Raw genomic sequence first — 26,485 nt, 5'->3', positions numbered from 1 at the left:
TGGGACCGGGTGCGAAACGGGCCGCCCCGTCGGACCGGCGGCCAGAAGTAATTCCCCCGGCGACGCGGCGCATCACAGGCGGCGGCCGGCACCCGCCGGACCGGCCGGACGACCGGGCCGGGCACCGTGCCGCTCACGGCCGCCGGACCGAATGACCGAGGCGTACAACGCTATTGCCGTCACACCGTCTCAGAATTCCATTTCACCCCTCGTGGATATTTCGTGGATACCCCCCAGTAGGACTCCTCGGGCACCTATTGCCGTCATAGCGGACTGATAGCTTCCGCTCGACCGGCGCGGGGGAACCATCGAAGCCGGTACCAGACCTTCACATGAATGTGGACGGAATGCCGTGCGCGCTTCTCGTAACACCCCAGGAGGAAGGCACCGTTGGCGGGTGCCCAAGAGCCGGCGTGGCCGCATAGCCGCGGCCGGCGCGATATCCGTGCTGGCCCTGGCGCTCATCGCCCCGCTGGCGACGGCGGCGCTGACCGACCCGTCCCCCGTCGCCGCACCCGCACCGGACCGGGTCACCGACACCTCCCGACTGCCCGCCGGCTGGCGGCAGTCCGACGACCGGATGGTCACCTACGACGGGGACAGCACCGGACTGCACGTCCTGGTCGCCGACGCCGCGCACGCCTACGCCTGGCGCACCGCGGCCACGCTCTCCGAGCCGGGCTTCGACACCGACCAGTGGATCGGCCAGAGCTGTGTGACGGCGTCCGGCGAACGGGCCGTGGTGGTCTACGCGCCCCGGCAGACGGTCAACGACCAACAGGGCTTCCAGCAGGGCGGCTTCGCGGCCGTGGTCGACCTGGCACACGGCACGGTGACCAAACTCCCGCAGCTGGTGTCCCTCGCCTACTTCAACCCCGGCTGCGGCGACGGCGAACAGGCCGTGCTGTCCCGGCCGCAGGGCGAGGACACCCAGCTGCTGACCGTCGACGCGCGGGAGGGGAAGCTGACGCGGCAGCAGACCGTCCCGGGCCAGCTGACCTCCGCCGTGCCGTTCGGCTCCGGCATCGCGGCGGCCACCGGTGACACGGTGGTCGCGGTGGACCGCGAGGGCCGCCTCCGTACCCTGGCCCGGCCCGTGGGAACGCCGTTCCGGCTGGTGCCGGACGCCGACGGCGGCCTCGCGTACCAGGTCCCGGACGCCGCGAAGGTCCAGGTCCGCCGGGTCACGCAGGACGGCTCCGACCGGCTGCTCGGCTCCGGCGCCCTCGGTGCGCTGGCGGTGCGCGGCACCGGCGGCCGGGTCTTCGTGACCGGCGAGGACGCGCCGGGCCGACTGCCGGACTCAGCGCTGCCGAAGAGCTGGGCGGCGCTCGACGTCCCGGCCTCGTCCGAGGTCTCCACCACCGGTGCTCTCGCCCTGACCAGCGTCGGCGACGGCTCCCGGGCGGCCGGTGAGCAGACCGTCGAGGTGGTCCCGTCCTCCGGCGCCGACACCGGCACCGCCACCGAACCGGTCCGCATCCACGCCGTGGCACCCGGCACCGGCGCGGACTTCGCCTTCCGGGTGAACCCCAGGACGCCGCGCCGGGGGCAGGGCGCCGAGCAGTCCCCCGCCCTGTCCGCCCGCACCGGCGGCGGCGCGCCGTCGGCCGGCATGCGGCTGAACAGCGTCGACGACGGCCCGGAGCACACCACCACCGACCCGGACCGCACCTGCGCCGTCACCCGCAACGACCCCGGACTCCAGGCGCTCCAGCCGTCCCCCGCCATGGTCGAGTGGGCGACGGACCTCGCCGTGCAGGGCCGCCTCGACGTCCGCCGCCGCACCGGATGGAACGGCACCGACCTCGCCTCGTACACCCCGCAGGGGCTGTTCCCGCCCGTCGCGCTCAAGGGCGGCGGCCGGATGCCCGCGCAGATCCTGCTGGGCGTGCTCGCCCAGGAGTCCAACCTGTCGCAGGCCAGTTCCCGCGCGGTCGCCGGGGAGAGCGGCAACTTCGTCCAGGGCGGCTACTACGGCAACGGCGGCAGCGTCCACACCGTCGACTGGTCCGCCGCCGACTGCGGTTACGGCATCGGCCAGGTGACCAGCGGAATGGCCCGCTCGGACACCGGCACCTACACCGACACGCAGCAGAAGGCGCTCGCCGTGGACTACGCGGCCAACATCGCGGCCAGTGCGCGGATCCTCCAGGACAAGTGGAACCAGCTGTACGGGCACGGCATCCTCGCCAACGGCGGTGACCCCCAGTACCTGGAGAACTGGTGGTTCGCGCTGTGGGCGTACAACAGCGGCTTCAACGAGCCGGACCCGTCGGACACCGCCGCGCCCTGGGGCCTGGGCTGGTTCAACAACCCGGCCAACGGCCTCTACCCGGCGGACCGGGGGATGTTCCTCGCGTCCGGCCCCGACGACGCCCGCGTCCCCAACCAGTGGACGTACCCGGAGCGGGTCCTCGGCTGGGCGGCGTACTCCCAGCGGAAGACCGACCCGGCGACCGGCGCGTCCGGTCCGGCGTTCACCGTCGGCAGCTGGCCGGCCGGCGGCGCGCCGGACGCGCAGCCGCCGCACGACGCCTTCTGCGATCCCGCCGTCAACGAGTGCGACACCTCCCGGCCCCGCAAGGTGGAAGGGTCGAGCCAGCCCGAAGGCCCTTGTCAGCGTGACGACTTCAGGTGCTGGTGGCACGAACCGGTGACGTGGACGGACTGTGCCGCGACCTGCGGCACGGAGGCGCTGGCCCACCAGGCGGCCGACCCCGAGCCGGCGGTGACCACGACACGTCCGGCGTCCTGCGTCTCCTCGCTGCCGGCCGACGCGCTGATCGTGGACGACGTACCGAACACGGTGAAGTTCCGGGTCGGCGCCACCCACCCCTGCGCCGGGAAGGACTGGACCAGCCGGGGCACGCTGTCGTTCACCTTCGGCTCCGCGCAGCAGAACGGCGCGACCGTCTACCCGTCGAAGATCGACTTCCATCAGCTCGGTGCGGGCTTCGGCGGTCACTTCTGGTTCACCCACACCCGGGTGCCGAGCTTCACCGACTCGGTCGTCACCGGCACCTGGACGCCGGACCGGTCGATCAGGGGCTGGGCACGGGTCATGGTCCACCTGCCCGACCACGAGGCCACCACCGGCCAGGCCACCTACCGCGTGGACCTCGGTGACGGCACCGTGGTGGAGACGACGATCTCCCAGGACACCGGCGGCGAGAACGCCTGGGTCGCGCTCGGCTCATACGCGTTCCAGGGCATCCCGAGCGTCTCGCTGAGCTCGGACACCGCGGACGGCACCGGCGACGACTCGATCGCCTGGGACGCCCTGGCCTTCGAGCCCCTGCCGGGCAAGCCCTCGGACGCGGTCACCCCGTCCCCGTCCCCCGCCCCGTAGCGTCTCTCCCCGCTCGCCCCCGGACAGGCTCCCGCCCTTGTCCGGGGGCGAGCGCAGCTGACGGTCCGGCGTCCGCCGAGGCCGCCCACCCGGCACCTCATCACCGCCGTCGACATCACCGCCGTCGACGGCCCGTGCGCGGGCACCGCCAGGACCACCGTCTCCTGACAGAACCGCCCGGCCGGGCACACCTGCCCGGGCCTCGTCGGCCACGGCGGCGCGGCCGGCCCTGTCACGACGGCGCGCTTCCCGATGTCACCTGGCCATCCCCGGTGCCGGAAGGGCCCCGCGGTCCTACGATGACTGGTGGGCCGCCAGACAGGGAGCAGGCATGATCCGTTCAGCCGACATCCGCGAGTGGCGCGACCACGACGTGGTCGACCCCAAGGGCCACAAGATCGGCACGCTCGAAGCGGTCTACGTGGACACGACGACGGACGAACCCGCCGTGGCCACGGTCCGCACCGGGCTGCCCACCCGCCAGCGGCTGGTCTTCGTCCCGCTCGACGAGGCCGTCCTCGGGCCCGGCTATGTACGGGTCCCGTACGCCAAGGCAGAGGTACGCAAGGCTCCTTCGATCGGTACGGACGACGTCCTGCCCGCCGAACAGGAGGAGTCGATCTTCCAGCACTACGGCATGACGTACCGGCCGGGGGCCAACGGCGAGCGTCAACTGGCGCGCCGCTGACCCCGCACTCCGCACTGCGCCCTACTGGAAGGTGTCCGGGCCGATGGTGGTCTTCCTGCTGCTCGTCCTCGTGGCCGTCGCCCTGGGCATCGTCGGGGTGGCCGTGGAGGGCCTCGGGTATCTCCTGGTCATCGGCATCGTGCTGTTCGTCGCCGATGTGGCCTTCATCACGACCCGTGGGATCCGGCGCCTGCGGCGGCGGCCCGTGCGCTGACGCCGGCGACGGCCCCCGGGCCGGTGGAAGCCGGGCGGGGCACGGAAGCCGGACAGACCCGGTCCGGACGCTGCTCCGCGCGCGGAGCAATATCTGTGGCCATGAAGTGAGAATTCGACGCGACGCGCGATGAGTATTCCCCGGACGGGCGGCCGGATCGAAATTGCGGTCCCTGCACGGCCGATCACGCCATGCTACTGTCGATCTCAGTTGCAGTTGTGGTGGCCAGAAGGTTTTTTCCGACGGGCTGATCATCACGGCGACCGGGGTTCGCACAGTGCGGACTTCCGAACACCGTCCCGAAGGAGATTGACATGGCTACTGGCACCGTGAAGTGGTTCAACGCGGAAAAGGGCTTCGGCTTCATCGAGCAGGACGGCGGCGGCGCTGACGTCTTCGCCCACTACTCGAACATCGCCGCCCAGGGCTTCCGCGAACTGCTGGAAGGCCAGAAGGTGAGCTTCGACATCGCGCAGGGCCAGAAGGGCCCGACGGCCGAGAACATCGTTCCCGCCTAGTCACGGCCACTGACGTTCACTTCGCAGCTGGGGCCCGCACCTTGGGGTGCGGGCCCCAGCTCGCTGCATTTCAGAAAAGCCCCGCACATATCCGGGGAATTCTTCACCCCATATTCACCGCTCGCGGCGTCTGACACGCCAGGGCCCCGGCTCGTTCTTGCGATTCTCTGCGCCGTTCATTCACCGCGGGAATTCCTTGATACGTGCCATATCAAGGAAGGTTCCGCATGAACCGCGCACGCTCGAACGATCGATACACCCGCAAGCGCACCGGAGCGCCCAGCTCCGCGAGCAGCGGTGGCGGCAGCCGTTACTCCGGCGCCCCGCGCCGCTCCAAGGGCCAGGGCGGCGGCCGGCCGGCCGGACTCCAGGGCGAGTTCGCCCTGCCGAAGACCGTCACCCCCGCGCTGCCCGCCGTCGAGGCGTTCGCCGAACTCGACATGCCGGAGCGCCTGCTGGGCGCGCTCGGCCACGAGGGCGTGACCGTGCCGTTCCCGATCCAGGCGGCGACCCTGCCGAACTCCCTCGCCGGGCGTGACGTACTGGGCCGTGGCCGCACCGGCTCGGGCAAGACCCTCGCCTTCGGCCTCGCCCTGCTGGCCCGTACGGCGGGCAAGCGCGCCGAGGCGCGACAGCCGCTGGCGCTGGTCCTCGTCCCCACCCGCGAGCTGGCCCAGCAGGTCACCGACGCGCTCACCCCGTACGCCCGCTCCGTCGGCCTGCGCATGGCCACCGTGGTCGGCGGCATGTCGCTCGGCCGCCAGGCCGGTGCGCTGCGCGCCGGGGCCGAGGTCGTCGTCGCCACGCCGGGACGCCTCAAGGACCTCATCGACCGGGGCGACTGCCGGCTGGACGAGGTCGCCATCACGGTCCTCGACGAGGCCGACCAGATGGCCGACATGGGCTTCATGCCGCAGGTCACCGCCCTTCTCGACCAGGTGCGGACCGGAGGCCAGCGGATGCTCTTCTCCGCCACCCTGGACCGCAACGTGGACCTGCTGGTCCGCCGCTACCTGACCGACCCGGTCGTGCACTCCGTCGACCCGTCCGCGGGCGCGGTCACCACGATGGAGCACCACGTCCTGCACGTGCTGAGCACGGACAAGCAGCGCACGACCACCGAGATCGCCGCCCGCGACGGCCGGGTGATCATGTTCCTGGACACCAAGCACGCGGTGGACCGGCTGACCAAGCACCTGCTGAGCAACGGCGTCCGCGCCGCCGGCCTGCACGGCGGCAAGTCCCAGCCGCAGCGCACCCGGACGCTGACCCAGTTCAAGGACGGGCACGTGACCGTGCTGGTCGCGACGAACGTCGCGGCCCGCGGCATCCACGTCGACAACCTCGACCTGGTCGTCAACGTGGACCCGCCGACCGACCCCAAGGACTACCTGCACCGGGGCGGCCGTACCGCCCGCGCCGGTGAGTCCGGCACCGTCGTCACCCTGGTGACCCCCGAGCAGCGCCGCGACATGAGCCGGCTGATGGTGTCCGCCGGTGTCACCGCGCAGACCACGCAGGTCCGCTCGGGCGAGGCGGAGCTGACCCGCATCACCGGTGCCCAGGCCCCCTCGGGCGTCCCGGTCGTCATCTCCGTACCGGTCGTGGAGCGTCCGCGCCGCAGCGCGTCCTCCTCGTCCTCCTCGTCCTCGTCCCGGGGCCGCCGCCGCACCCAGGGCCGGCCCACGGGCGAGGCCTCCGCCTCCGGACGCCGCAGCACCCCCCGCCGCAGGTCCGCCTTCGGTTCGGCCGCCTAAGAGGGCAGTGCCCCTTCAGTCCGCTTCCCTCTCTCCCTGTGAGGCACCATGCGCTGCGTCATCGCCCGGTACCCGTTCGAACTCACCAAGGCCGGAGTGCTGGCCTCGATGAAGGGCGTCAAGCCCGAGCTCGTCACGGGTGACTCCGTGACCATCGGCCGCCGCCGCTACCCCGTGAAGCAGGTGGGCCGGGTCCTCACCCGGCAGGACCCCCGTGACTTCACCAGCGGCGAGGTCACGCGGGCCATGGCCCGTCTCGGCTTCACCTGCCACGAGGCCCACCAGGACGTGCCGGTGCGTGCGCTGACTCCCCTGCAGTCCGCCTCGGCGCTGCTGGGCAGCCCGGTTCCCGAGACCGTGTAACCGACACCAAAACAGCCGGAAGGGCCCTGCCGACACGCGTCGGCAGGGCCCTTCCGGCGTTTCACTGGTCGGAGTAGCTGAAGTCGCCCACGGTCCAGGCGCTGACCTCGTTGATCGCGACACGGTACATGCCGCCGGTCTCGGGGATCCCGGTGGTGCCTTGCAGGATCCGGGCCATATGGAAGTGCAGATGCGTGGGCACCTCACCGGGTTCGGGCCGGTGCTCGGCCCGGCCGTCGGTGAAGACGTCGGAGAACGGACCGAGACGGTCCGAGTCCTTCAGCACCTCGGACACCCGCTCCCTCCACACGGCTTCGGGGGCGAGTCGTCCGGTGATGACGGCGCCTGCGACGACCACGGTCAGCGACATCTGATTGCTCTGTTCGGTCTCCACCATGGCGGAGAGAGCGACGAGCAGCTCGTCGGGGTTCGGCATGAGAGCCGATTCTATGCGGCGGCCACGCGTCTGAGCCCGCCCTGATCGAGGGACCAGGATTCCTGCTCCTCCGAAGCGGTGAAATCTACTCTTGTCAGGGTAGACATTGCCTCCCGGCATGGGTATGGTTTCTGGCGTAGGCAAGGTCAACGAAGACAGAGGGAAGACGGAAGGAGCAGACGCCATCAGGATCGCCCGGCCCGAGTATGCGGCCGGGTACCGCAAGGCCCCGGATTGGAAGGTGGTCCCCGGTCACGCAGCCGCGATCCCCGCACACCCGCTCCTCCCCCGGGCCGGGTTGCGGAAACAGAAGGTCGGCACAGCAGTAGGGCCGACAGATGGTGTTCAATTTCCTTCGGGGCCCTGGTGCCGTACGGCGTCAGGGCCCCTCGACGCGTTGCTCAACGAGGTGACATGACAGCAGATACTCCGCTCAGCGATCGTCTGGACGACGACGACTATCCCGCGTACACGATGGGCCGGGCCGCCGAGTTGCTCGGCACCACGCCCGGCTTCCTGCGGGCCATCGGCGAGGCCCGTCTGATCACTCCGCTGCGTTCGGAGGGCGGACACCGCCGGTACTCCCGCTACCAGCTCCGGATCGCCGCGCGCGCCCGCGAGCTCGTCGACAAGGGCACGCCGATCGAGGCGGCCTGCCGCATCGTCATCCTCGAGGACCAGCTGGAGGAGGCCCAGCGCATCAACGCCGAGTACCGCCGGGCCGCGCAGCAGGCGTCCGGCTCCCCGTCCTCCGCCTGAGCCCGCGTCCGCCACCCGGCCCGCCGGAGCCGACCGCCGCACGGCGGTCGAGCAACGGTCGAGCGGCGGTGAACCGGGCCGCGTAGGCTACGACACACCCGGGTGATGCCTCACCCGGACGGCCCCGAAGCCCCGGCAACGGCGGAACGGAGCACAGTGATCAGCGACGGCATGGCCGACGTCCTGCGATCGCTGCGCCCTCAGAGGGCCGGTGATCCGGCGAAGGCGTGCGCGCGGGCCCTGCACGCCGAGGGATTCGCGCTGTCGCTGCTCGTGGCCGCCGGGACGGCCGAGCCCCTGTGGTGCCACCCCGAGCTGAGCGCTCGGTTCGAGGAACTCCAGTTCACGCTGGGCGAGGGCCCGGGGCCGGACGCCCTCGGCACCGGAATGCCCGTCGTGGAACCGGACCTGGACCGGGTCCGCCCGGAGCGGTGGCCGACGCTGCTGCCGGCCGCGCTGGACATGGGCGTCCAGGGGGTGTGCTGTTTCCCGTTGGGCATCGGAGCCATCCGGATCGGCGTCATGACCGTGCTGTGCGACCGGGAGCGGCGGCTGAGTGAGCAGCAGTACGCCGACGCCACCGCCCTGGCGGCCGCGCTGACCGGGGCGTTGCTGAACGGCGACCGGTCCGGACCGCGGACCGAGGACGACGGCGCCCCCCTGCTCGGCCTGCCCCTGGAGCAGCCGACCGGGTTGCACCGCGCGGCCGTGCACCAGGCCACCGGGATGGTCAGCGTCCAGCTCGGTGTGTCCATGGAAGTGGCCCTGCTGCGGCTGCGGGCCCACGCCTACGGCAGCGACCGCGCGCTCGGTGAGGTCGCGCAGGACGTGGTGGCCCGCAGACTCCGTTTCGGCGACGGCTTCGACGACGATGTGAGCGGGCCTTACTCGCCCGACGGTGGAAAGGGATGATGGGCATGGCCCGGGAACAACGTCTGGCCGAGGTCTTCGTGGAGGTGGCGGACTCCCTCGTCGAGGATTTCGACGTCATCGACCTGCTGCACCGGCTGTCCACACGCTGCGTGGAGCTGCTCGACGTGTCGGCGGCCGGGATCCTGCTCGCGGACGCGCACGGCGAGCTCCAGATCATCGCCGCCTCGGACGAACACACCCGCCTGCTGGAGCTGTTCGCGCTCCAGCACGACCAGGGCCCGTGCGTCGAGTGCTACCGCACCGGCGCCGCCCGTACGAACATCGACCTGACCCGTACGGAGGTGACCGCGGGCTGGCTGCGCTTCGCCACGCGCGCCCGGGAGACGGGGTACGTGGCCACGCACGCCATACCGCTTCGGCTGCGCAACCGGGTCGTCGGCGCCCTCAACCTCTTCCAGAGCACCGCGCACCGCCTCGGTGACGAGGACATCGCGCTCGCCCAGGCACTCGCGGACGTCGCCACGATCGCGATCCTCCAGCAGCGCACGCTGGAACAGTCGCACCTGGAGAACAGCCAGCTGGAGAACGCGCTGACCAGCCGCGTCCTGATCGAGCAGGTCAAGGGCGTCCTGGCGGAGCGCTGGAACACCTCCGTGGACGACGCCTTCGCCGCGTTCCGCTCGTACGCGCGCGCCCGCCGGATGCGCCTGTCGGAGCTCGCCCTGCGGATCATCGCGGGCGAGTTCGACACCGCGACCATCCCGGCACCGGAAGGGAGCGAGGAGAACCGCGTCTGATCGCCGGTCCCCGCCGGTGGTGCCGGACAGCGGGGCGCTGGTGCCCGGTGCGCCCGGGCTCACGGCCAGGAGCCACGCTCAGGCGGGATCGTGCACCACGGCCGCCATGAGGGGTTCCGCCGCCTTCTCGGTCGTGTCCGGGGGCACGACCAGCAGGTCCCACCGGCCGCGGCCGGGGGCGAGCAGGACGATGGTGTGCGGGGCGGCTGCCGCCGCGGCCCTGTGCAGACGTACGACCTCGTTGTGGATGAGCATCCGGCCGGGCGTCTCGGGCCACTTCTCCCCGTTGACCGTGACGCTGGTGATCCGGCCCCACGCGCGCGGCAACCCGGCCAGCAGGCGCGGGAGTTCCGCGAGCAGGTCGTACGAGCGCGGCCACCACGCCCCGTCGATGGAGCGGGGCACGTCACCGGGCGGGGCCAGGCGCAGCCGGAGCAAGGGGTGGGAGGGGAGCGGGGGTTGCACTGCCGTGGTCATGAGGCTCCTGTCAACTGCCGTACCGGAGGCGGGTGATCGGGACGGCCCGGCCCGCGGCGCGCGCGGCGGGTGGGGTGTGCGGGCGCGCCCGCGACGGGACCGCCGTCGCGAAGACGGTGGAACAGGTCGCCATCCGGGGCTCCTTGACCTCGACGAGGGCCGCTGGGAGAGGTGCGGCCGGGGTCACGGGCTGCCCCTGTGGGGATGAGCACGAAGAAGCGTGTCCGTGCCCACCGTACTCCCCCACGTACCGGGACGAGCCGTTCCGACAGAGCCCGCGGCGGCGCCCCGGCGACCGGGGCGGTGACGGGGGCGGTGACCGGGGCGGTGACCGGGGTCGGTCGTCAGGGCCGGTGGCCGGGGCCGGTCGCCGGGGCCCGTGGCCAGAGCCGGTCGCCGGGGCCGGTGGCCGGATCCGTTGGCCGGGGCCCGTCACCGGGACCGGTCGTCAGGTCCGGTGGCCGGGCTGCTCGTCGGGCCGGTGGCCGGGACCGGTCGTCAGGTCCGGTCGTCGGAGCCCGTCGCCTGGGCCGGTCGTCGAGTCCGGTCGCCGGGGCCCGTGGCAAGGACCGGTGGCCAGGTCGGATCGTCGGAGCCGGTCGTCGGGGCCCGCCACCGGGGCCAGTCGTCAGGGCCGGTGGCCGGGCCCGGCGTCAGGGCCCGGCGTCAGGGCGCTGCGCGGGCTGCCTTGACGAACGCGGTGATCAGGGCGGGGTCCTTGACTCCCCGGCTCTGCTCCACGCCGCTGGACACGTCGACGCCCCAGGGGCGGGTGGCCTCCACGGCGTCCCGCACGTTGTCCGGGCTGAGACCGCCGGCGAGGAGCCACTTCTCGCCGGGGGCGGCCGACGGCTTGCCGGCCCAGTCCCAGGCGATGCCGGAGCCCGGGACGGGAGCGTCGAGGAGGAGCATGTCCTCGCCCAGCTCACCGCAGTGCGGGACGGGGTCCCCGAACGCCGTGGCGCGGATCAGCGTCCAGCCGCCCGACACGAGGTCGTCGTAGTAGGCGCGGTCCTCCGGCCCGTGCAGCTGGACGGCCCGGATGCCCGACTCGGCGGCCAGGGAGCGCACCTCGTGCAGGGGTTCGGCGCGGAAGACGCCGACCGTCAGGACGTTCTCCGGTACGCGGCGGCACAGGCGGGCGGCCGTGGCGGCGTCGACGCGGCGCGGGCTCTCGGAGAAGACGAACCCGATGGCGTCGGCGCCCGCCTCGACGGCCGTGTCGACGTCCCGCTCGGTCCTCAGGCCACAGATCTTGACGAACAGGGAGGTGGTCACGGGCGGAGGTTACTCCAGTCCGATCGCCGCGCAGTCCGCCTCGTACGCGGCGGTGCAGATGTCCTTCACGGTGTAGACGCCGTCCTGGACCACCGTCTCCTTGATGTTGTCCTGGGTGACGGCGACCACCTGCACCAGCATCGACGGGATGTCCTGCTGGGTCGGGCTGTCCACCGTGTCGGGGGTCAGCGCCTCGAACTCGATCAGGCGGCCCTGGACCCTGGCCACCGCCATCTCCGCGGCGTTGCCCGCCTCCAGCAGGAACGACTTGTACACGGTCATGTACTGCTCGCCCGAGACGATCCGCTGGACGGCCGCCAGGTCCGCGTCCTGGCCGGTCACCGGCGGGATCTCGGTGACGCCCGCCTCCTCCAGCGCCTCGATGACGGCGCCCGCCATGCCGTCGTTCGCGGAGTAGACGGCCGCGATGCCGTCGAGCCCGACGGACCGGATCGCCTTCTTCATGTTGGCCTTGGCGACCTCGGGCAGCCAGTCCTTGGTGTCGTACTGCTCGGCTATGACCACGCGGCCTTCCAGCTCGTCGAGCGCGCCCTTCTTGAAGCGGGCGGTGTTGGGGTCGGCGGGCGCGCCGTTCATCATGACGATCTTGCTGGTCGCGGCCTTGTCGCCGAGGGCACCGACGAGGGCGCGTCCCTGCACCTGACCGACGAGTTCGTTGTCGTGCGAGACATAGGCGTCGATCGGGCCCTGGGCGAGCCGGTCGTAGGCGATGACGGGGATGCCGGCGTCCTTCGCCTTCCGGACGGCCGGGGCGATGGCCTTGGCGTCCACCGCGTCCACCAGGATCACGTCCACCTTGTCGGTGATCATGTCGTCCATCTGCGCGCTCTGCCTGGCCGCGCTCGCCTCGGCGTTGGCGTAGCTGACCTTGCCCTTGCCGGCGGTCAGGGCGGCGACCCGCTTCTTGATGATGGGGTGGTCGAACTTCTCGAAGCGGGTCGTCTCCTTGTCGGGCAGGAGGAGCCCCACGGTGATGTCGTCGCCCTTCTTCGGGGCCGCGGAGCTGCTGCTCCCGCCGACGCCGTCCACGATGCCGCACGCGGCGAGCAGCAGGGCGGAGGCGGAGGCGGTCAGGGCCATGGTGAGACGACGGGCAGCGGGGCTACGCGGGGGACGAGCGTTCACAGCAGGTGCCTTCCGGGGCGAGAGAGCAACCTGGCGACCAGGTGGCTGAAAGCCAACGCGGTAGCGGTACGTACCGTCAAGGAGCCCGGGTTAACGAGATCGCAACAAGACCTGCCGTTCGGCCCAACATCCCTCGAAATCAGGGGAGTTGAGCGCGCGGCGCGGTCTGCGTAGGAAGCGTGGACCTCGTGTGCCGGAACTGTGGGCGCGGCACGGCGGGGCGCGCCGGCCGGTGGTCAGCCCGTCGGGAACAGCGCCCGGACCTCCCAGCCGTGCCCCTCGCCGCGGGGTCCGGCGCGCAGCCGGCCGCCCAGCGCGGTGACCCGTTCGGTCAGGCCGACGAGGCCGAACCCGCCGCCGTGTGCCGCGGGCGGCAGCTGGGTGCCGCCGCGGCCGTCGTCGGTCACCGTCACCTCCAGCCGGCGGCCGTCGTACCCGAGCGCCACGGAGATCTCGGTGGCGTCGGCCGCGTGGCGGCGTACGTTGGTCAGCGCCTCCTGGACGACGCGGAACGCGGCCGCCTGCACCTCGTGCGGAAGGTCGTCCGGTACGGCGGGATCGCGGCGCAGGACGACCTTTTGGGCCGGGCCGGCGAACCCCTCGGTCAGGTCGGTCACGGCGGCCAGGTCGCCGGCGGGGCGCCGGCCGGCCGCCTCCGTGTCGGTGTCACGCAGCACGCCGACCGTGCGGCGCATCGAGGCGAGGGCCTCCGTGGCGGCGCGTTCGATGCCGGCCAGGACGGGATCGAGGTCCTCGGGCCGGGTGGTCGCCATCATGCGGGCCACCTGCGTCTGCACGAGGATGCCGGTGACGTGGTGGGCGACGAAGTCGTGCAGGTCGGCGGCGATCGCGACACGCTCCTCCCGGCGCGTGTCGGCGACGGCGACGGTACGGCGGTAGTCCAGCGAGCGCAGCTGGGCCGCCAGTCCGGCGACGATCCCGGTCAGGATCAGGCCCACCAGCACGTAGTCCTGCGCCTCGTCCCACGCCGGCGTCCCGAGGAACCGGGCCGGTGAGGTGAGCAGTGCGCCCGCGTCGAGGGCGCCGCACACCACGGCCCAGCGCGGCGGGCAGTGCCGTACGGCGATGAACAGCAGGGACAGCAGGACGGCGAGTTCGGCCGGGCCGAACGGGGCGTCGCGGTGCCGCGCCAGCGAGCCCGCCGTGTACAGGAGCGAGAGGACCGCGGGCACGGCGGTCCGCACGGGCGGCGTCAGCCACTCGGGCCGCCGGTCGCGCGGCCACAGCACGGCGGCCACGCCGACCGCCAGGACGGCCGCCGGACGCCACGCGTGGCCGTCCGCGTCGAGCGCGGTCAGCAGGTCGAGAGCGGACGCCGCGAGCAGGGCACCGACGGCCAGACCTCGGGCGCAGCCCCGTGCGGAAGCGGATGTCATGAGGATCACGGTAGGCGCGGCCGCCGCCCGCGGGATCGGCCGAACGGCCGAGGCCGGTGGCTGCCTCTGCTTCCGGGCCGTCATCTCGCGCGCGTCCGGAGTACGCCATGGCGGACCGCGGATTCCTCGTCGGCGTCGTCGTCGGCCGCGCCGACAGCTGCCGCCGGCACACCGGTACGACGCCGGCCGGTGCCGCACGACGACCGCCGGTCACCGTCGATCGACGCCGCTCACCGCCGATCACCACGGACCACCGTGGATCACCGTGGATCACCGCCGACGGCTGCTGACCATCGCTGACCGCTCTCGACCGTTCGGACCGTCTCCGGACCTCGCCCCGGTGTCCAGGCGTAGTGTCGACGCACGGTCGCCCGTGACCCCGGCCCTCTCCGTGCAGCACGTTCCGCGCAACAGAGGCTCTGCGCACCACGAGCGGGACACTTCATGAGGAGCTGGGGCGGATGTGCCCTCATCCCGAGTTGTTCGACGAATGCCGTGTGGTGCGGGCCTACGGCGAACTGGACCTGACGACCCTCGCGCCGCTGGCGCACACCCTGGACACCGCCCGTGCGCGGACCGGGCGGCTCTTCCTCATCGTCGACCTGACCCAGGTGACCTTCGCGGACGGCAGCATCCTGGACCCGTTGTGCGCGGCGTGGTCGGACAGCCGGTCGCGCCGCGGCTGGACCCGGGTCGTGTACCGCAGCACCTCGACCGCCCTGGTCTTCCTGGCCGGCGGCCTCAGCGGCCGTTTCCCCGCCTACGCCAGCACCCGGGACGCCTGGCACGGCGTCGTCACCGCGGCACGGCCTGCCGCAGCGGACGTTCCCGCCTCGACGCGTACCGCCACCGCGACGGACCAGTGACGTACGGCAGTCCGTACCGCGCGGCTCTCCCGCTCGGTCCCCGCCGGCCCGGACCCGGTGACGGTCGACGGGCGGGCGAGGTGACCTGCGGGAGAGGGCGGGGAGGAAGGAGGGCCGTCCCGGTCCGGGACGGCGCGAAGGCCGCCGGGTCAGCCGAGGGTCGGGAAGGACGCCGAACGGCCGGCGGGGGCCTCGGGGGGCGTCTCGTGACAGGTGAAGCCGAGGCGGGTGAGCGCCCTGGTCACCTCGAAGGCGGTGAAGTCGCGGCGGTCCTGGCGGGTGATGATCTCGCCGACCTGCTTGACCGGGTACACCTTGCGTCCGATGACCACGCAGGCCCCGGTGGGGGTCTCCGGCCGGATGCCCTCCATCTGTGTCTCCACCTCGGACTTGATCAGGTCGAAGGGGTAACGGGCGATCACGCAGCGCATGGTGCCTCACCAGGGTCGTGGAACGGCAGGGGGATGCCTTCGGGCCGATTGTGTCAGCGCCGGCCGGGAACGATGCCCGGCCAGGGCCTTGGTCCGCATACCGTGAGGTCGGCGGAGGGTGCTGTGGGACAGCGGGAGCCGGTCAGCGGAGGTTGTTCAGGACGCCCGGCGCGTGTCCGCGGACGTCGATCACGCGGGACACGCCCAGCATCCGGTCGCGCATGGCGGTGTCGGTGTCGGTGAGCGGCCCGGGGACGTGCATGGCGTCACGGGCGGAGCAATTGGGGAGCACGATCCTCCTCCAGTTCCCGTACGGGGAAGCACGCGAGATGCAAAACGGGGCCCGCACCCATGGTGCGGGCCCCGTTTGCCGTAGCGCGCGAGCTGAGCGCGAGAATCAGGCGGGAACGATGTTCTCGGCCTGCGGGCCCTTCTGGCCCTGGGTGACGTCGAACGTCACCTTCTGCCCCTCCTGCAGCTCACGGAAGCCCTGGGTGGCGATGTTCGAGTAGTGGGCGAAGACGTCGGCGCCGCCGCCGTCCTGCTCGATGAAGCCGAAGCCCTTTTCCGCGTTGAACCACTTCACGGTACCGGTGGCCATGTCATATCTCCTGAAAGCAGTGCTGGAGACCCACACTGCGCGGGCCCCACTCATCGCTGCGATGATCACCTGCCCGGAAAAACCGACAGCAAAAAGGCAACCACGACTGCAACTGAGATCGAGCTTAGCACGAGACTCCCGGAAACAAATGGGAGGCGAGAGACGAGTAATGCCGACGGGGAAATGCAAGAAAGAAGCCTGCCGGGATTCGTCAAGGAAGTCTTTTCCATCGCGGTCCGCAATCCTGCTCCGGCGGTGTCAGGTTTTCACTCGCCGGGCACGGCCGGCGCGCCCTGGCCGACCGGTCGCGGGCCCGGCCGGCCGGCCGCACCTGGTGGCGCGAGGACCGGCGGCGGCCGCCGTCCGACCTCGCCGGGGCGATCGGGCCGGCCGCACCGAGGGCCCACAGAGGGCTGGTTCCCCGCATGGAACTCCAGTCGTCCCGGTGGAATCCCTGCTGCGGTGAACACAGATATTCGACGGACGACGCGGCGGACGGACACGGCCCGCTCATGGCGCGACGACCAGGGCGCGGCACGGGCCGGACGGGATTCCGAGCAGCGTGTCGTCGCGCAGGTCGGCGGCGACGGACCGCCATCCCCAGGCCCGCAGCGCGTCGACGGTCACGGCGTCGTCCCGCTCGACGAGGATGACGCCGAGCGCGGCGGCGTGGTCGGTGAGCAGCCGCTTCTGCAGCCGCCGGGCCAGGTTCCAGTCGCGGTCCTGGTCCTTCGCTCGCACCCGGGCCGGTACGAGGATGCCGGAGACGGCGAAGAGCTGCCCGGACGCGGCCAGTCGGGTCAGGTGCCGCGGGAGAGAGCCGTCCAGGCCCCGCCACCAGGGCCCGTCGGCGGCCACGGGAAAACCGTAGGCGCACCCCGTCAGCACGGACGTCTCGTCGCGGACGACGGTCTCCGCGATCAGCAGCGCGAACCCGGGCCGCCGCACGTCGACGGCGAGCCGCCGGAGGAAGTCGGTACGGGACCGGCCCCAGGTCCACGGCCGGCCCGCGGAGGTCTCCTCGCACAGATCACCGAGCTGCCGCCATCGGTCCTCGACCTGGCTCCGGGTCAGTGGGCGGACGCGTTCCCCCGCGAGGGGCGAGGGGCCCTGCCTGCGTCTGCGCTGCGACGGTGTGTCATCGGGCACGTTCACGGTCATCGGGCGAGCCCTGCCCCGGGCCCGGACGGGTCCGGCCCGGCGTCGTGGTGCGCCGAGAACGGCACCGCGGGGAGGGGCGCACGAGGAGCCCTCGGCTCCTTCACGGTACTCCGCACGCCCGTCCCCGGCCCGGCGCCCGTACGGTCCCTGCGGCCCGCCGGGAGCGCCCGGGAGTACGGTGGACAACCGGGACATGGTGCCGAACTGGAGATGGGTGACCGACATGCACGCGCTGCCCGACCACTCCCCCGGCGCGCAGGAACCGCCAGGGGCCCCTCCCGTCTCCACGCCCGTACGCACGGAGGCGGACGCCCAGCTGGCCGCGGACATGACCCCGCCCGAGGGGGACGCGCTCGCCGAGGTCCGCATCATCGCGGCCGACCCCGACGTCGCCCAGAAGGTCGCGCTGCTGCTCCGCCAGGCCTTCGACTGCGACGAGCCGCGCAGCTACCCCGCCGGTGCGGACGGCCACGGCACCCTGCTGCACCTGACGGTCGACACCCGTCACCTCCCCGACGACGCTCCCGAGCTCTCCCCCTGGCTGGTCAGCAGCCGTTCCCAGGGATCCCGCGCCCACCCGGACGAGCCCGGCTGAGCGGGGCCCTTCTGCCCGCCGTGACCACGTCCGCGCCACGCCGCGCCGGACTGCCTGAACGCGGCCCTCGACCACGGGGCAGGCCCCACCACGCGATATGACCGTTTTCGGTCATAATCGAACTATGAGTACGGCAACGTTTGTACTGGCGGCCTCGGCGGGCGATGTGTTCAACGTCATCGCCGCCTTCACCGGTGGCCTGGTCATCGCCGGCGCACTCGTGTGGGCCGTGCGACTGGGCATGAAGGTCATGGACGAGGAACTGCCGCATCCCCGTCCGGACGAGCAGCCGAGACTGCCCGTGTCCGGTCCGGTCCGCGAGATCCGGGAGATCCGGGAGCCGGACGAGATCCCGGTACCGGTGGACAAGCGGGAACGGCTGATGCCGTACCAGCTCCACCACGCCGGGACCAGGCGGGGCAAGGACCAGAACCGAAAACGCTGGCTGCCAGGTTCCAGCGGCTCCTTCGGAAGCGGCGGCGTCGGCCACACGTGAGCGCCGCCGTGAGCCGCGCGGGCCTCGGCCGCCGGCCGGTCGTCGCGGTCAGGCCCCCTTGTGCCGCGCCGGCTGGTACACCGCCAGGGACCAGATGACGAAGAAGCTGACGGCGATCATGATCGTCGACCAGACCGGCGCGTACGGCAGGAACAGGAACTGGGCGAGCATGCTCAGGGCCGCGAGGAAGATGCCGGTCGTCCGGGCCCACGCGGCGCCCTTCAGGATCCCGCCGCCGGTGAGCGCGGCCACCACGCCCAGGACGAGCAGGATCACACCCCAGCCGGTGAGGTTGATCTTGTAGACGTAGTCGCCGAGGCCGGCCCACACGTCGTCCTTCGCCAGCGCGGAGATGCCCTGGAAGATCGCCATGATGCCGTTCATCAGCATCAGGACACCGGCGAAGACGACCCCGCCGGCGGCCCAGCCGGCCTCGGTGGGCGTCGGCGCGTGGCCGCGTTCGCCCTGGCCGGTCCGCCCCGCCCGCCCGCGGGCGTCGTCCCAGGCAGGCGGTGGCTGCTCCGCGCCCGCCTGCTGCTGTCCTCTGCCGGTCGGCGGCTGTGTCGCGTGCGGCTGCTGGGTCATGGCCGGATCCCGTTTCTGCCGGGGCGGCCGGAGCGCTGCGCCGGCCGCCGATGTCGTGTGCTTCGACCCTCGGGCGGTGCCGGGCCCCCCGCCACGGGACAGGGCCGGACGGGTGACGTCCGGCATGCGCCCGTCCGCGCGCGGACCTTCACGGGGAACTGCGCGCGGCACGACACGAGCCCGCACCGCCCCCGCACCGCCACCCGCGCCTCCACCCGCACCCTTGGAGACGAGATGGCCGGTCACCGTGGCGCGTCATCCGCAGCCGTGTGCGTTCATCGGGCACCGGTCCGGTCCGGCTCCCTCCACTCGCCCACCACCGCCTCGTCGCCCACCGACACCTTGCCGGGCCGCAGCACCGCGAACTTCGTGCCGAAGGTGACGCCGTCCGGGGATCTGCGGTAGCCGGCCAGGGTGCGCAGGGGTTCCGGGCCCGCCCGGGTGCCGGAGTCCTGGTCGACGAGGGTGACCGCGCAGCGGACGGCCGGCTTGGCGTAGGCCAGTTCGGCGGTGCCGAGGGTGAGGCGGTGGGCGCGGTCCTCGGTGTGCGGCTCGTCCCAGCCGGCGAGGACGATGTTCGGGCGGAACCGGTTCATGGGCAGCGGGGGCGCGCCCCGCTCGGCCATCCTGAGGTTCAGCAGGTCCAGGCCGGCGCGGGACAGCACGAGCAGGGCGCAGCTGTCCGCGAAGGCGGAGGTGCCCGGGGTCCGGCCGTCGGTCACCCGGTCGTGCTCCGGCGGGACCCGTACCAGCCGGCTCGGCGCGCCGAGTGCGCGCGACAGCCAGGCGGCCACCGCGTCTCCCTGGTCGACGGCCCGGTACGGGTTCCCGAACATGGTCACGTCCCGGCGGGCGCCGGTGGTGTCCACATCGAGGTGCAACGGCCCGTACCGCGGTGCCCGGAGGGTGAGCCGCCCGCCGTCCTCGCTCACCTCGGGCGTGATCAGCGCCAGCCGGGGGTCGCGCCGCTGGGTGCGGGCGGTCCCGTCCGCGTCCACGACCATGAAGGTGCGGTCGTGCGCCAGACCCGCGGGGCCGACCTCCGCCTCGCCCGTCGTGATCCCCGCGCAGCCCTTCACCGGGTAGTACGTCAGCTCCACCACTGCGGCCATGATCCGGCCCTCCCCTCGGTCGCCTCCGCCGAAGCTAGCCCGTGCCACCCGACCACCGCACGGATTTCTTTACCCTTTCTATAGACTCCGAGCCGGTTCCCATCCGTACTCCTCTCCGTCAGGCCCGCCGACCGGTGGGCCCTCGAACGGGCAGGAGGCATGGTGCGCTTTTCGCGGAACGCGATGGGAACTCTCTTCGTGGGCGGTGCCCTCACGCTGACCTTGGGGGCGCTCGCCTATCCGTCGATGCTCGGCCTCAGCACCGTTTCCAGTGCTCAGGACCGGATCATCGCGCAGACGCAGTGGGGGCCGCTGACGGAGCAGGACCGGGACTTCGTGGTGAAGGTGCGCGCGGCCGGGCTGTGGGAGTACCCGCTGGGTCAGATCGCCCTGAAGAAGGGGACGACCAAGGAGGTCGTCACGGCGGGCGAGCACCTCATCGACGGGCACGCCGGACTGGACGCCATGTGCCGCCAGATCGCCCCGATGCTGAACATCACCCTGCCGAACGTGGCGAGTCCGCAGCAGGTGGCCTTCGTGAACCAGATCGACTCGAACACCGGCAGGGAGTTCGACTCGAACTTCGCCAACATCCTGCGGACCACGCACGGTTCGATCTTCAACACGGTCGCCAAGATCCGTTCGACCACGAAGAACAGCCTGGTGCGGCAGCTGGCCGACCAGGCCAACGACACCGTCCTGGACCACATCACGGTCATGGAGAAGACCGGCCTGGTCAACTACGACCAGGCCCTCTTCCAGCAGACCACCCCGCCCAAGCTGCCCGACGAGCAGCTCACGCCGCCCCCGCCGCAGCCCGGTGAGCCCATCGTCGTGCTCAGCCCGCCGGCGACCAGCACCGCGACCCCGACGGCCAACCCGAACGCCGCCGGCTAGGACGTCAGCCAGACGGTGGTGTCCGGCCCGAGCAGCCCGTCCGTCAGGGGCGCGCTGCTCAGCAGCACCTCCCCGGCCGGCAGGGGCACGGCCCTCTGAGACAGGTTGGCGACACACCGCCAGCCGTCGTGGCGGGCGAAGTCCAGCACCCCGGCCGGGGTGTCGTCCGCCCAGGTCAGCGACTCGCCCTCCTGGAGCTTGCGGCGCAGCCTGAGGGCCGTGCGGTAGAACTCCAGGGTCGAGCCCTCGGTCCCGTCCTGGGCCTCGACGGCGTACCCCGCGAAGCTCTCCGGCTGCGGCAGCCAGGCGCCGCCGGACCCGAAGCCGTACGAGGGGCCCGTCGTCGTCCACGGCAGCGGCACCCGGCATCCGTCGCGTCCCTTGCGGACCCGGCCCGTCTGCTCCCAGATCGGGTCCTGGAGCACCTCTACGGGCAGGTCGGCCACCTCGGGCAGGCCGAGTTCCTCGCCCTGGTAGACGTACGACGATCCGGGCAGCGCCAGCATCAGGAGGGTGGCCGCCCGGGCGCGGCGCAGGCCCGCCGCGGTGTCGATCGCGGGGGCGTGGCCGCCGGACAGCAGCCAGGCGTTGTCGTCGGTGCCGGGCGGGAGCATCAGCCGGGAGGTGTGGCGGATGACGTCGTGGTTGGACAGGACCCAGGTGGCCGACGCCCCCGCGGTCCGTGCGTCGGCCAGCGAGTCGGTGATGACCTGGCGCAGGGCGCCGGCGTCCCAGCCCGTCTGGAGGTACTCGAAGTTGAAGGCCTGGCCGAGTTCGTCGGGGCGGGCGTACAGCGCGCGTCGCACGCCCGGGACCCAGGCCTCGGCGACGGCCATGCGGGGCGGGCGGTAGGCGTCGAGGATCTTGCGCCAGTCGCGGTAGATCTCGTGGACCTCGTCGCGGTCGTAGAAGGGGTGGGTGCCGGGCGGGAACGCGGCCAGCGTCTCCTCGCCGCTGAGTTCCGGGGCGCCGAGGTCGCGCAGGGGTTCGCTCAGGTCCTTGGCCAGGGCGTGGGCGACGTCGACGCGGAAGCCGTCCACCCCGCGGTCGGACCAGAAGCGCAGGGTGGTGCGGAAGTCGGCGCGCACCTCCTCGTTCGCCCAGTTCAGGTCGGGCTGCTGGGGGGCGAACAGATGCAGGTACCACTGGCCGTCCGGCACCCGCCGCCAGGCGCTGCCGCCGAAGACGGACTGCCAGTCGGTGGGCGGGTGTTCGCCGTGCGGGCCGCGTCCGTCGCGGAAGACGTAGCGGTCGCGGGCGGGTGAGCCGGGGCCGGCGGTGAGGGCCTCCTGGAACCAGGCGTGCTGGTGGGAGGTGTGGTTGGGGACGAGGTCGACGATCACCTTCAGGCCGAGGCGGTGCGCCTCGGCGGCCAGGGCGTCGAAGTCGTCCAGGGTGCCCAGGCGCGGGTCGACGTCCCGGTAGTCGGCGACGTCGTAGCCGCCGTCGGCGAGTTCGGAGGGGTAGAAGGGGCTCAGCCACAGGGCGTCGACACCGAGGGCGGCGAGATGGGCCAGCCGCCGAGTGATGCCCTTGAGGTCCCCGAGTCCGTCGCCGTCCGCGTCGGCGAAGCTGCGGGGGTAGATCTGGTAGACGACGGCCTGCCGCCACCAGTTGGGGTCCTTGGACGAGAGGTCGGTTCGGTCGGGCAGGGACTCGGTCACGCGGTCTCCCTCGTGGCGGTGGTGGACGGCACTCAGGTACCTGTCCCCATTGTCGGGAAAGGGAACTCGAACGCCGTCCGGAGCACTTCATTCCTCCTGTGGCAGAAATGTGATGGCTTCTTGAACTCCCCCTGCATACGCGCAGGTTGACAGCGTTCAGCGGGGGGATCCAGGATGTGCGGGCACTGTGGCGCATGTGACCAATGAGCCCAGTGTTTTTCTCAGACCACTCACCCCGATGGGATCCGCATGTCCATAGCCAGACGTGTCACCGCGCGCCGCCTGCTGGGAACGGGCGCCGCGGCGCTCGTCCTCTGTGCCGTCTCCGCCCCCACCTCCTGGGCCCACGGCACTCCCGGCGGCGACGGCTGGAACTCCGGCGGCACCTACCGGCCGGGCACGGGCGCGGGTACGGAGACCGGGACCGACCGGTGCCAGTTCTCCCTGGACGGCACGGGCTTCTTCGACTCGGTCAAGGTCGACGACCAGAACCTCAGGCCCACCGACGACGGCAAGGTCCACATCAAGGTCCGCACCGCCGGAGACGCCGCCACCTGCACCGCCTCCCTCGCCTCCTACCTCGCCCACGGCGCCACCTTCGCCACCTCCGGCGAGCAGGTCTTCGTCGACTTCGACACGGTGACCGTGAAGCCGGGGCAGACCGAGTCCCTGGACATCGCGATACCGGACGCGGGCTGCTTCGCGCAGGTCGACCTCTACCGGGGCGCGGTGAAGTTCGACGGCGAGCTCGACGCGAAGGACGGCCTCGTCCACGGCGACCTGCCCAAGGGCCCGGACCGCCCGGTCATCAAGGACAAGCTGATCGCCGCCTGGAACGGCGGCACGAAGGACTGCACGACGGCCCCGTCCGAGCCGCCGGCCACCCCGGCTCCGACCCCCTCCGCCCCGGAGTCCGCCGAGCCGTCGGCGCCGGCCGAGGGGACGACCCCGCCGGCCACGGAGCCGCCGGCGAGCGCGACGCCGGCCACCGAGGCGCCGTCCACCGGCTCCCCGGCGCCGTCGGCCGCCGAGTCCAGCGCCGCCCCGGCACCCGCGCCGAACGGCGGCGGCGGTGACCTCGCGGAGACCGGCGCCGACAGCAGCACGGGCCCGATCGCGATCGGCGCGGCGGTGCTGCTCGCGGGCGGCGCGGGCCTCGTGATGGCGACGCGGCGCCGCAAGGCCACGCGCGCGTAGGACACGAACCGGGCGCCCGGCGCGCCGCGTCGGGCGGGCGGACGGACGGGCCCCGGGGAGCCACAGGCGCACCCCCGGGGCCCTCAGCCGTCTGCGGCGCAGTGCCTGAGCAGCGCCGCGACGTCCCCGTCCACCACCCGGTACCGCACGATCCGCCCCTCCTTCTCCCCCTCCACGACGCCCGCCGCCCGCAGCAGCCGCAGCGCCTGCGAGACCGCCGGGTCGTTCATCCCCGTGGCGATCGCCAGGTCGGACACCGCCAACGGTCCCGTGCGGTGCAGCGCGAGCAGCAGCGCGAGCCGCTTCGGGTCGGCGAGCAGCGAGAAGCGGCCGGCCCAGGCGCGCACCTGGCCGGGTTCGCCGATCGCGGCGATCGCGTCGCACACCCGGTGCCCGTCGATGGTGCGGCGATCCGCTCGGTCGGCCGGAACGAGATGCATACCGCCATCCTCGCAGGCACCCTGATGTGATCTTCCATACCTGCGCAGGTGCGCAGCTATGCAGGAGAGCGCGTGCCGCCCTACGGTGGGCGGGCCGTGGTGCTCGGGAAGCCGGTGACGCCCCTTCAGGGGGCCAGTCCGGAGCGGCCCTCGCCACTGTGATCGGGGAGTTCGCGTACCGCCGTCCCGGAAGGGACAGCCACTGGCCACCGCGAGGGGGCCGGGAAGGCAGGTGCGCGCACGTACGACCCGTAAGCCAGGAGACCGGCCACGGCATCTCACGAAGTGATCCACGAGGTGCTGGAGCGTGATCGCATGACCGAGCCTGTTTCCTTCCGCTGGCGGCGCGAGGACACCGTGCGGACGGTGGGCCTGATGGCCGTCATCGCCGCCCTGCACGTCGTCGCCTTCGGCCTCCTGCTCCTGGTCGTCGTCCCCGGTCACTACGAGGTGGGTGACAAGGCCTTCGGGATCGGCCTCGGCATCACCGCGTACACCCTCGGCATGCGGCACGCCTTCGACGCCGACCACATCGCCGCGATCGACAACACCACCCGCAAGCTGATGGCCGACGGCAAGCGGCCGGTGTCGGTGGGGTTCTGGTTCGCGCTCGGCCACTCCAGTGTCGTCGTGGTGATGGCCGCGCTGGTGGCGGGCGGCGCCGCGCTCGCGGGCACCCTCCTGAACGACCAGTCGCGCACCCACCAGGTCCTGGGTGTGGTCGGTACGACGGTCTCCGGGGCGTTCCTCTATCTCATCGCCGCCCTCAACCTGGTCGCCCTGCTCGGCATCCTGAGGGTGTTCCGGGCGATGCGGGCGGGGACGTACGACGAGAAGGAGCTGGAACAGCACCTGGACTCGCGGGGGTTCATGAACCGGATCCTGGGCCGTCTCACCAGGTCGATCAGCCGCCCCGGCCAGATGTTCCCGCTGGGCTTCCTCTTCGGCCTCGGCTTCGACACGGCCACCGAGGTCACCCTGATGGTGATGGCGGGCTCGGGCGCGGCGGCCGGACTGCCCTGGTACGCGATCCTCTGCCTGCCGCTGCTGTTCGCGGCCGGCATGAGCCTGTTCGACACGCTCGACGGCACGTTCATGAACTTCGCCTACCAGTGGGCGTTCTCCCACCCCGTCCGCAAGGTCTTCTACAACCTCACGATCACCGGCCTGTCCATCGCGGTGGCCTTCATCATCGGCACCATCCAGCTCATCGGCGTCCTGCACGAGAAGCTCGCCCTCAGCGACACGCTCACCACGTGGATCGCCGGCATCGACCTCGACAACGTGGGCTACGTCATCGTCGGCCTGTTCGTGGTGGTGTGGGCGGCGGCGGTGTCGTACTGGAAGGTCGCCAAAGTGGAGCAGCGGTGGGCGGTGCGGCCGGCCGCGGAGACGCGCTGAGGCCGGTCAGACCCCCTCGACGGTCGTCAGCCACAGCTTGACGTACCGCTCCACGTCGACGCCCAACGCCACGTCCACCAGGGGCTTGTCGCGGACGCCCTGGTGGATCTCGGACTCGCCGGGGCGCGGGCGGCGGTCGACGATCGTCTGGCCCCGGGCGGGGCCCGGGGCCAGGCTCACCTCGACCGGCAGCGGCTCGGTGGTGATCCCCTCCGGGTCGACGACCGCGCAGACCGCGCCCGCGTCGCCCAGACCACCGGTGGGGGTCGGGTCGCCGGAGGTGGCCGGGTCGCGGTGGGCGAGGAGCTCGCCGGCCAGCCGCAGGCGGGGCTCGGCCGCGGCGCGCAGCCGCCGCACGTCCGCCGCCGGGACCAGGACCTGCTGGAAGACGTCCAGGCCGTACATGGTGATCGGCACGCCCGCGGTGAGCAGGACGGCCGCCGCCTCCGGGTCGTGCCACACGTTGAACTCCGCGACGGGTGTGGCGTTCCCGGTGGCCACCGCGCCGCCCATGAACACGATCCGCTCGATGTTGCGGACCACCTCCGGGTGGGTGCGCAGGAGCAGAGCGATGTTCGTCAGGGGTGCCATCGGGATCAGGGTGACCGGCCTCGGGCAGGCGAGGATCTCGCGCCGGAGGAGGGTGACGGCGTCCACGTCGACCGGCGTCCGGGTGGGCGCGGGCAGCCCGAGGTCGCCCATCCCGTCCTCGCCGTGCACGTGCCGGGCCGTGCGGACCCGCTCGATCAGCGGGCGCTCGGCGCCCCGGGCGACCGGGATGCCGGGCGCCCCGGCCTGCTCCAGCACGGTCAGGGTGTTGCGGACCACCCCGTCGACGTCGGTGTTCCCGGCCACGCAGGTCACCGCGCGCAGGTCGAGACCCGGGTGCCGTACGGCGAACAGCAGGGCCAGGGCGTCGTCGACACCGGTGTCGCAGTCGATGATCACCGGGATGGGCTGACCGGTCACGTCGGGAGTCCTCTC

The 26,485-nt window shown here is 72.3% G+C and carries 31 protein-coding genes and 1 riboswitch; of the genes, 16 read left to right on the top strand and 15 right to left on the bottom strand.

The features are described 5' to 3' along the window. Nucleotides 1-397: 397 nt before the first annotated feature. From ACWD0J_RS07350 to ACWD0J_RS07325, 6 genes are all read left to right on the top strand, one after another. The gene (locus tag ACWD0J_RS07350; RefSeq protein WP_451494784.1) at nt 398-3,352 is read left to right on the top strand and encodes a golvesin C-terminal-like domain-containing protein; all 2,955 of its coding nucleotides are present in this window, start codon (nt 398-400) and stop codon (nt 3,350-3,352) included. Nucleotides 3,353-3,683: 331 nt separating this feature from the next. Further along, nucleotides 3,684-4,040, top strand: coding sequence for a PRC-barrel domain-containing protein (locus ACWD0J_RS07345; protein ID WP_451494783.1), 357 nt, complete (start codon nt 3,684-3,686; stop codon nt 4,038-4,040). A 43-nt stretch (nt 4,041-4,083) separates the two neighbouring features. Next, nucleotides 4,084-4,254 (top strand): hypothetical protein, encoded by a 171-nt coding sequence (locus ACWD0J_RS07340; protein WP_451494782.1) that lies wholly within the window; start codon nt 4,084-4,086, stop codon nt 4,252-4,254. Nucleotides 4,255-4,568: 314 nt separating this feature from the next. Beyond that, nucleotides 4,569-4,772, top strand: a complete 204-nt coding sequence (locus ACWD0J_RS07335) for a cold-shock protein (RefSeq protein WP_004986771.1) — start codon at nt 4,569-4,571, stop codon at nt 4,770-4,772. A gap of 227 nt (nt 4,773-4,999) precedes the next feature. Then, a complete protein-coding gene (locus ACWD0J_RS07330; protein ID WP_451494781.1) occupies nt 5,000-6,529 on the top strand; it encodes a DEAD/DEAH box helicase in 1,530 nt (509 codons plus the stop codon). A 48-nt stretch (nt 6,530-6,577) separates the two neighbouring features. After that, nucleotides 6,578-6,892 carry an SCO5918 family protein gene (locus ACWD0J_RS07325; protein WP_451494780.1) on the top strand — a complete coding sequence of 105 codons (315 nt, stop codon included), beginning with the start codon at nt 6,578-6,580 and terminating at the stop codon, nt 6,890-6,892. A gap of 61 nt (nt 6,893-6,953) precedes the next feature. Here ACWD0J_RS07325 and ACWD0J_RS07320 read toward each other — a convergent pair whose 3' ends face one another. Then, on the bottom strand, nt 6,954-7,328 hold the full coding sequence (locus tag ACWD0J_RS07320) for a hypothetical protein (protein ID WP_451494779.1): 375 nt from the start codon (nt 7,326-7,328) through the stop codon (nt 6,954-6,956). A 414-nt stretch (nt 7,329-7,742) separates the two neighbouring features. Here ACWD0J_RS07320 and ACWD0J_RS07315 point away from each other — a divergent pair, with 414 nt between their 5' ends. The 3 genes from ACWD0J_RS07315 (at nt 7,743) to ACWD0J_RS07305 (ending at nt 9,757) form a co-directional block, all read left to right on the top strand. Beyond that, nucleotides 7,743-8,087: a MerR family transcriptional regulator gene (locus tag ACWD0J_RS07315; RefSeq protein WP_451494778.1), complete on the top strand. Its 345-nt coding sequence runs from the start codon at nt 7,743-7,745 to the stop codon at nt 8,085-8,087. Between the two features lie 156 nt (nt 8,088-8,243). Next, the gene (locus ACWD0J_RS07310; protein ID WP_451494777.1) at nt 8,244-8,999 is read left to right on the top strand and encodes an ANTAR domain-containing protein; all 756 of its coding nucleotides are present in this window, start codon (nt 8,244-8,246) and stop codon (nt 8,997-8,999) included. Next, on the top strand, nt 8,996-9,757 hold the full coding sequence (locus tag ACWD0J_RS07305; protein WP_451494776.1) for a GAF domain-containing protein: 762 nt from the start codon (nt 8,996-8,998) through the stop codon (nt 9,755-9,757). Before ACWD0J_RS07310 ends, ACWD0J_RS07305 begins: the two co-directional genes overlap by 4 nt. A 78-nt stretch (nt 9,758-9,835) precedes the next feature. Here the strand turns inward: ACWD0J_RS07305 and ACWD0J_RS07300 are convergent, their stop codons facing one another. From ACWD0J_RS07300 to ACWD0J_RS07280, 5 genes are all read right to left on the bottom strand, one after another. Then, complete coding sequence (locus tag ACWD0J_RS07300) at nt 9,836-10,234, bottom strand: DUF5994 family protein (protein WP_451494775.1); 399 nt, start codon at nt 10,232-10,234, stop codon at nt 9,836-9,838. A gap of 10 nt (nt 10,235-10,244) precedes the next feature. After that, nucleotides 10,245-10,367 (bottom strand): hypothetical protein, encoded by a 123-nt coding sequence (locus ACWD0J_RS07295; protein WP_451494774.1) that lies wholly within the window; start codon nt 10,365-10,367, stop codon nt 10,245-10,247. Nucleotides 10,368-10,900: 533 nt separating this feature from the next. Next, on the bottom strand, nt 10,901-11,512 hold the full coding sequence (locus ACWD0J_RS07290) for a phosphoribosylanthranilate isomerase (protein WP_451494773.1): 612 nt from the start codon (nt 11,510-11,512) through the stop codon (nt 10,901-10,903). 9 nt (nt 11,513-11,521) lie between these two features. Next, nucleotides 11,522-12,613 (bottom strand): sugar ABC transporter substrate-binding protein, encoded by a 1,092-nt coding sequence (locus ACWD0J_RS07285; RefSeq protein ID WP_451494772.1) that lies wholly within the window; start codon nt 12,611-12,613, stop codon nt 11,522-11,524. A 281-nt stretch (nt 12,614-12,894) separates the two neighbouring features. Then, nucleotides 12,895-14,055 carry a sensor histidine kinase gene (locus ACWD0J_RS07280; protein ID WP_451494771.1) on the bottom strand — a complete coding sequence of 387 codons (1,161 nt, stop codon included), beginning with the start codon at nt 14,053-14,055 and terminating at the stop codon, nt 12,895-12,897. 107 nt (nt 14,056-14,162) lie between these two features. Here ACWD0J_RS07280 and ACWD0J_RS07275 point away from each other — a divergent pair, with 107 nt between their 5' ends. Continuing rightward, nucleotides 14,163-14,345, top strand: a complete 183-nt coding sequence (locus tag ACWD0J_RS07275; RefSeq protein ID WP_451494770.1) for a hypothetical protein — start codon at nt 14,163-14,165, stop codon at nt 14,343-14,345. Between the two features lie 171 nt (nt 14,346-14,516). Next, nucleotides 14,517-14,921, top strand: a complete 405-nt coding sequence (locus tag ACWD0J_RS07270; RefSeq protein WP_451494769.1) for an STAS domain-containing protein — start codon at nt 14,517-14,519, stop codon at nt 14,919-14,921. A gap of 149 nt (nt 14,922-15,070) precedes the next feature. Here the strand turns inward: ACWD0J_RS07270 and ACWD0J_RS07265 are convergent, their stop codons facing one another. From ACWD0J_RS07265 to ACWD0J_RS07250, 4 genes are all read right to left on the bottom strand, one after another. Next, nucleotides 15,071-15,352: an SCO5918 family protein gene (locus ACWD0J_RS07265; protein WP_451494768.1), complete on the bottom strand. Its 282-nt coding sequence runs from the start codon at nt 15,350-15,352 to the stop codon at nt 15,071-15,073. 142 nt (nt 15,353-15,494) lie between these two features. Continuing rightward, a complete protein-coding gene (locus ACWD0J_RS07260; RefSeq protein ID WP_451494767.1) occupies nt 15,495-15,644 on the bottom strand; it encodes a hypothetical protein in 150 nt (49 codons plus the stop codon). A gap of 105 nt (nt 15,645-15,749) precedes the next feature. Further along, nucleotides 15,750-15,953 carry a cold-shock protein gene (locus ACWD0J_RS07255; RefSeq protein WP_010986199.1) on the bottom strand — a complete coding sequence of 68 codons (204 nt, stop codon included), beginning with the start codon at nt 15,951-15,953 and terminating at the stop codon, nt 15,750-15,752. A 510-nt stretch (nt 15,954-16,463) separates the two neighbouring features. After that, complete coding sequence (locus tag ACWD0J_RS07250) at nt 16,464-17,102, bottom strand: hypothetical protein (RefSeq protein ID WP_451494766.1); 639 nt, start codon at nt 17,100-17,102, stop codon at nt 16,464-16,466. 226 nt (nt 17,103-17,328) lie between these two features. Here ACWD0J_RS07250 and ACWD0J_RS07245 point away from each other — a divergent pair, with 226 nt between their 5' ends. After that, nucleotides 17,329-17,709: a hypothetical protein gene (locus tag ACWD0J_RS07245; protein ID WP_451494765.1), complete on the top strand. Its 381-nt coding sequence runs from the start codon at nt 17,329-17,331 to the stop codon at nt 17,707-17,709. Between the two features lie 124 nt (nt 17,710-17,833). Continuing rightward, on the top strand, nt 17,834-18,205 hold the full coding sequence (locus ACWD0J_RS07240; protein WP_451494764.1) for a DUF6479 family protein: 372 nt from the start codon (nt 17,834-17,836) through the stop codon (nt 18,203-18,205). A 48-nt stretch (nt 18,206-18,253) separates the two neighbouring features. Here the strand turns inward: ACWD0J_RS07240 and ACWD0J_RS07235 are convergent, their stop codons facing one another. Together ACWD0J_RS07235 and ACWD0J_RS07230 are read right to left on the bottom strand one after the other, a co-directional pair. Next, a complete protein-coding gene (locus ACWD0J_RS07235; RefSeq protein ID WP_451494763.1) occupies nt 18,254-18,790 on the bottom strand; it encodes a DUF7144 family membrane protein in 537 nt (178 codons plus the stop codon). A 275-nt stretch (nt 18,791-19,065) separates the two neighbouring features. Further along, nucleotides 19,066-19,902, bottom strand: coding sequence for an MOSC domain-containing protein (locus ACWD0J_RS07230; protein ID WP_451494762.1), 837 nt, complete (start codon nt 19,900-19,902; stop codon nt 19,066-19,068). Between the two features lie 183 nt (nt 19,903-20,085). Here ACWD0J_RS07230 and ACWD0J_RS07225 point away from each other — a divergent pair, with 183 nt between their 5' ends. Further along, nucleotides 20,086-20,799: a DUF4142 domain-containing protein gene (locus ACWD0J_RS07225; RefSeq protein ID WP_451494761.1), complete on the top strand. Its 714-nt coding sequence runs from the start codon at nt 20,086-20,088 to the stop codon at nt 20,797-20,799. On the opposite strand, the gene ACWD0J_RS07220 is transcribed toward ACWD0J_RS07225, so the two are convergent. Further along, on the bottom strand, nt 20,796-22,463 hold the full coding sequence (locus tag ACWD0J_RS07220) for a glycoside hydrolase family 13 protein (protein WP_451494760.1): 1,668 nt from the start codon (nt 22,461-22,463) through the stop codon (nt 20,796-20,798). The two genes, ACWD0J_RS07225 and ACWD0J_RS07220, sit on opposite strands and share 4 nt — an antisense overlap. 249 nt (nt 22,464-22,712) lie before the next feature. On the opposite strand from ACWD0J_RS07220, the gene ACWD0J_RS07215 reads away from it, so the two are divergent. After that, nucleotides 22,713-23,660 carry an LAETG motif-containing sortase-dependent surface protein gene (locus tag ACWD0J_RS07215; protein ID WP_451494759.1) on the top strand — a complete coding sequence of 316 codons (948 nt, stop codon included), beginning with the start codon at nt 22,713-22,715 and terminating at the stop codon, nt 23,658-23,660. 83 nt (nt 23,661-23,743) lie between these two features. Here ACWD0J_RS07215 and ACWD0J_RS07210 read toward each other — a convergent pair whose 3' ends face one another. After that, nucleotides 23,744-24,100: an ArsR/SmtB family transcription factor gene (locus ACWD0J_RS07210; protein WP_451494758.1), complete on the bottom strand. Its 357-nt coding sequence runs from the start codon at nt 24,098-24,100 to the stop codon at nt 23,744-23,746. Nucleotides 24,101-24,180: 80 nt separating this feature from the next. Next, nucleotides 24,181-24,387: riboswitch (cobalamin riboswitch) on the top strand. A 28-nt stretch (nt 24,388-24,415) separates the two neighbouring features. On the opposite strand from ACWD0J_RS07210, the gene ACWD0J_RS07205 reads away from it, so the two are divergent. After that, a complete protein-coding gene (locus ACWD0J_RS07205; RefSeq protein WP_451494757.1) occupies nt 24,416-25,501 on the top strand; it encodes a HoxN/HupN/NixA family nickel/cobalt transporter in 1,086 nt (361 codons plus the stop codon). A gap of 6 nt (nt 25,502-25,507) precedes the next feature. On the opposite strand, the gene ACWD0J_RS07200 is transcribed toward ACWD0J_RS07205, so the two are convergent. Next, nucleotides 25,508-26,470: a nucleoside hydrolase gene (locus ACWD0J_RS07200; protein WP_451494756.1), complete on the bottom strand. Its 963-nt coding sequence runs from the start codon at nt 26,468-26,470 to the stop codon at nt 25,508-25,510. Nucleotides 26,471-26,485: the final 15 nt, after the last annotated feature.

This window comes from Streptomyces sp. NPDC003011, from assembly GCF_053591515.1.
The sequence above is the reverse complement of the archived record's forward strand: the minus strand, read 5'-3'. Positions and strand labels throughout refer to the sequence as shown.

Bases quoted from the DNA above. Each gene is read 5' to 3' on its own strand.
- ACWD0J_RS07345 (WP_451494783.1), top strand. From the start codon at position 3,684: ATGATCCGTTCAGCCGACATCCGCGAGTGGCGCGACCACGACGTGGTC.
- ACWD0J_RS07340 (WP_451494782.1), top strand. From the start codon at position 4,084: ATGGTGGTCTTCCTGCTGCTCGTCCTCGTGGCCGTCGCCCTGGGCATC.
- ACWD0J_RS07335 (WP_004986771.1), top strand. From the start codon at position 4,569: ATGGCTACTGGCACCGTGAAGTGGTTCAACGCGGAAAAGGGCTTCGGC.
- ACWD0J_RS07330 (WP_451494781.1), top strand. From the start codon at position 5,000: ATGAACCGCGCACGCTCGAACGATCGATACACCCGCAAGCGCACCGGA.
- ACWD0J_RS07325 (WP_451494780.1), top strand. From the start codon at position 6,578: ATGCGCTGCGTCATCGCCCGGTACCCGTTCGAACTCACCAAGGCCGGA.
- ACWD0J_RS07320 (WP_451494779.1), bottom strand. From the start codon at position 7,328: ATGCCGAACCCCGACGAGCTGCTCGTCGCTCTCTCCGCCATGGTGGAG.
- ACWD0J_RS07315 (WP_451494778.1), top strand. From the start codon at position 7,743: ATGACAGCAGATACTCCGCTCAGCGATCGTCTGGACGACGACGACTAT.
- ACWD0J_RS07305 (WP_451494776.1), top strand. From the start codon at position 8,996: ATGATGGGCATGGCCCGGGAACAACGTCTGGCCGAGGTCTTCGTGGAG.
- ACWD0J_RS07300 (WP_451494775.1), bottom strand. From the start codon at position 10,234: ATGACCACGGCAGTGCAACCCCCGCTCCCCTCCCACCCCTTGCTCCGG.
- ACWD0J_RS07295 (WP_451494774.1), bottom strand. From the start codon at position 10,367: ATGGCGACCTGTTCCACCGTCTTCGCGACGGCGGTCCCGTCGCGGGCG.
- ACWD0J_RS07285 (WP_451494772.1), bottom strand. From the start codon at position 12,613: ATGGCCCTGACCGCCTCCGCCTCCGCCCTGCTGCTCGCCGCGTGCGGC.
- ACWD0J_RS07280 (WP_451494771.1), bottom strand. From the start codon at position 14,055: ATGACATCCGCTTCCGCACGGGGCTGCGCCCGAGGTCTGGCCGTCGGT.
- ACWD0J_RS07275 (WP_451494770.1), top strand. From the start codon at position 14,163: ATGGCGGACCGCGGATTCCTCGTCGGCGTCGTCGTCGGCCGCGCCGAC.
- ACWD0J_RS07270 (WP_451494769.1), top strand. From the start codon at position 14,517: ATGTGCCCTCATCCCGAGTTGTTCGACGAATGCCGTGTGGTGCGGGCC.
- ACWD0J_RS07265 (WP_451494768.1), bottom strand. From the start codon at position 15,352: ATGCGCTGCGTGATCGCCCGTTACCCCTTCGACCTGATCAAGTCCGAG.
- ACWD0J_RS07255 (WP_010986199.1), bottom strand. From the start codon at position 15,953: ATGGCCACCGGTACCGTGAAGTGGTTCAACGCGGAAAAGGGCTTCGGC.
- ACWD0J_RS07240 (WP_451494764.1), top strand. From the start codon at position 17,834: ATGAGTACGGCAACGTTTGTACTGGCGGCCTCGGCGGGCGATGTGTTC.
- ACWD0J_RS07235 (WP_451494763.1), bottom strand. From the start codon at position 18,790: ATGACCCAGCAGCCGCACGCGACACAGCCGCCGACCGGCAGAGGACAG.
- ACWD0J_RS07230 (WP_451494762.1), bottom strand. From the start codon at position 19,902: ATGGCCGCAGTGGTGGAGCTGACGTACTACCCGGTGAAGGGCTGCGCG.
- ACWD0J_RS07225 (WP_451494761.1), top strand. From the start codon at position 20,086: ATGGGAACTCTCTTCGTGGGCGGTGCCCTCACGCTGACCTTGGGGGCG.
- ACWD0J_RS07215 (WP_451494759.1), top strand. From the start codon at position 22,713: ATGTCCATAGCCAGACGTGTCACCGCGCGCCGCCTGCTGGGAACGGGC.
- ACWD0J_RS07210 (WP_451494758.1), bottom strand. From the start codon at position 24,100: ATGCATCTCGTTCCGGCCGACCGAGCGGATCGCCGCACCATCGACGGG.
- ACWD0J_RS07205 (WP_451494757.1), top strand. From the start codon at position 24,416: ATGACCGAGCCTGTTTCCTTCCGCTGGCGGCGCGAGGACACCGTGCGG.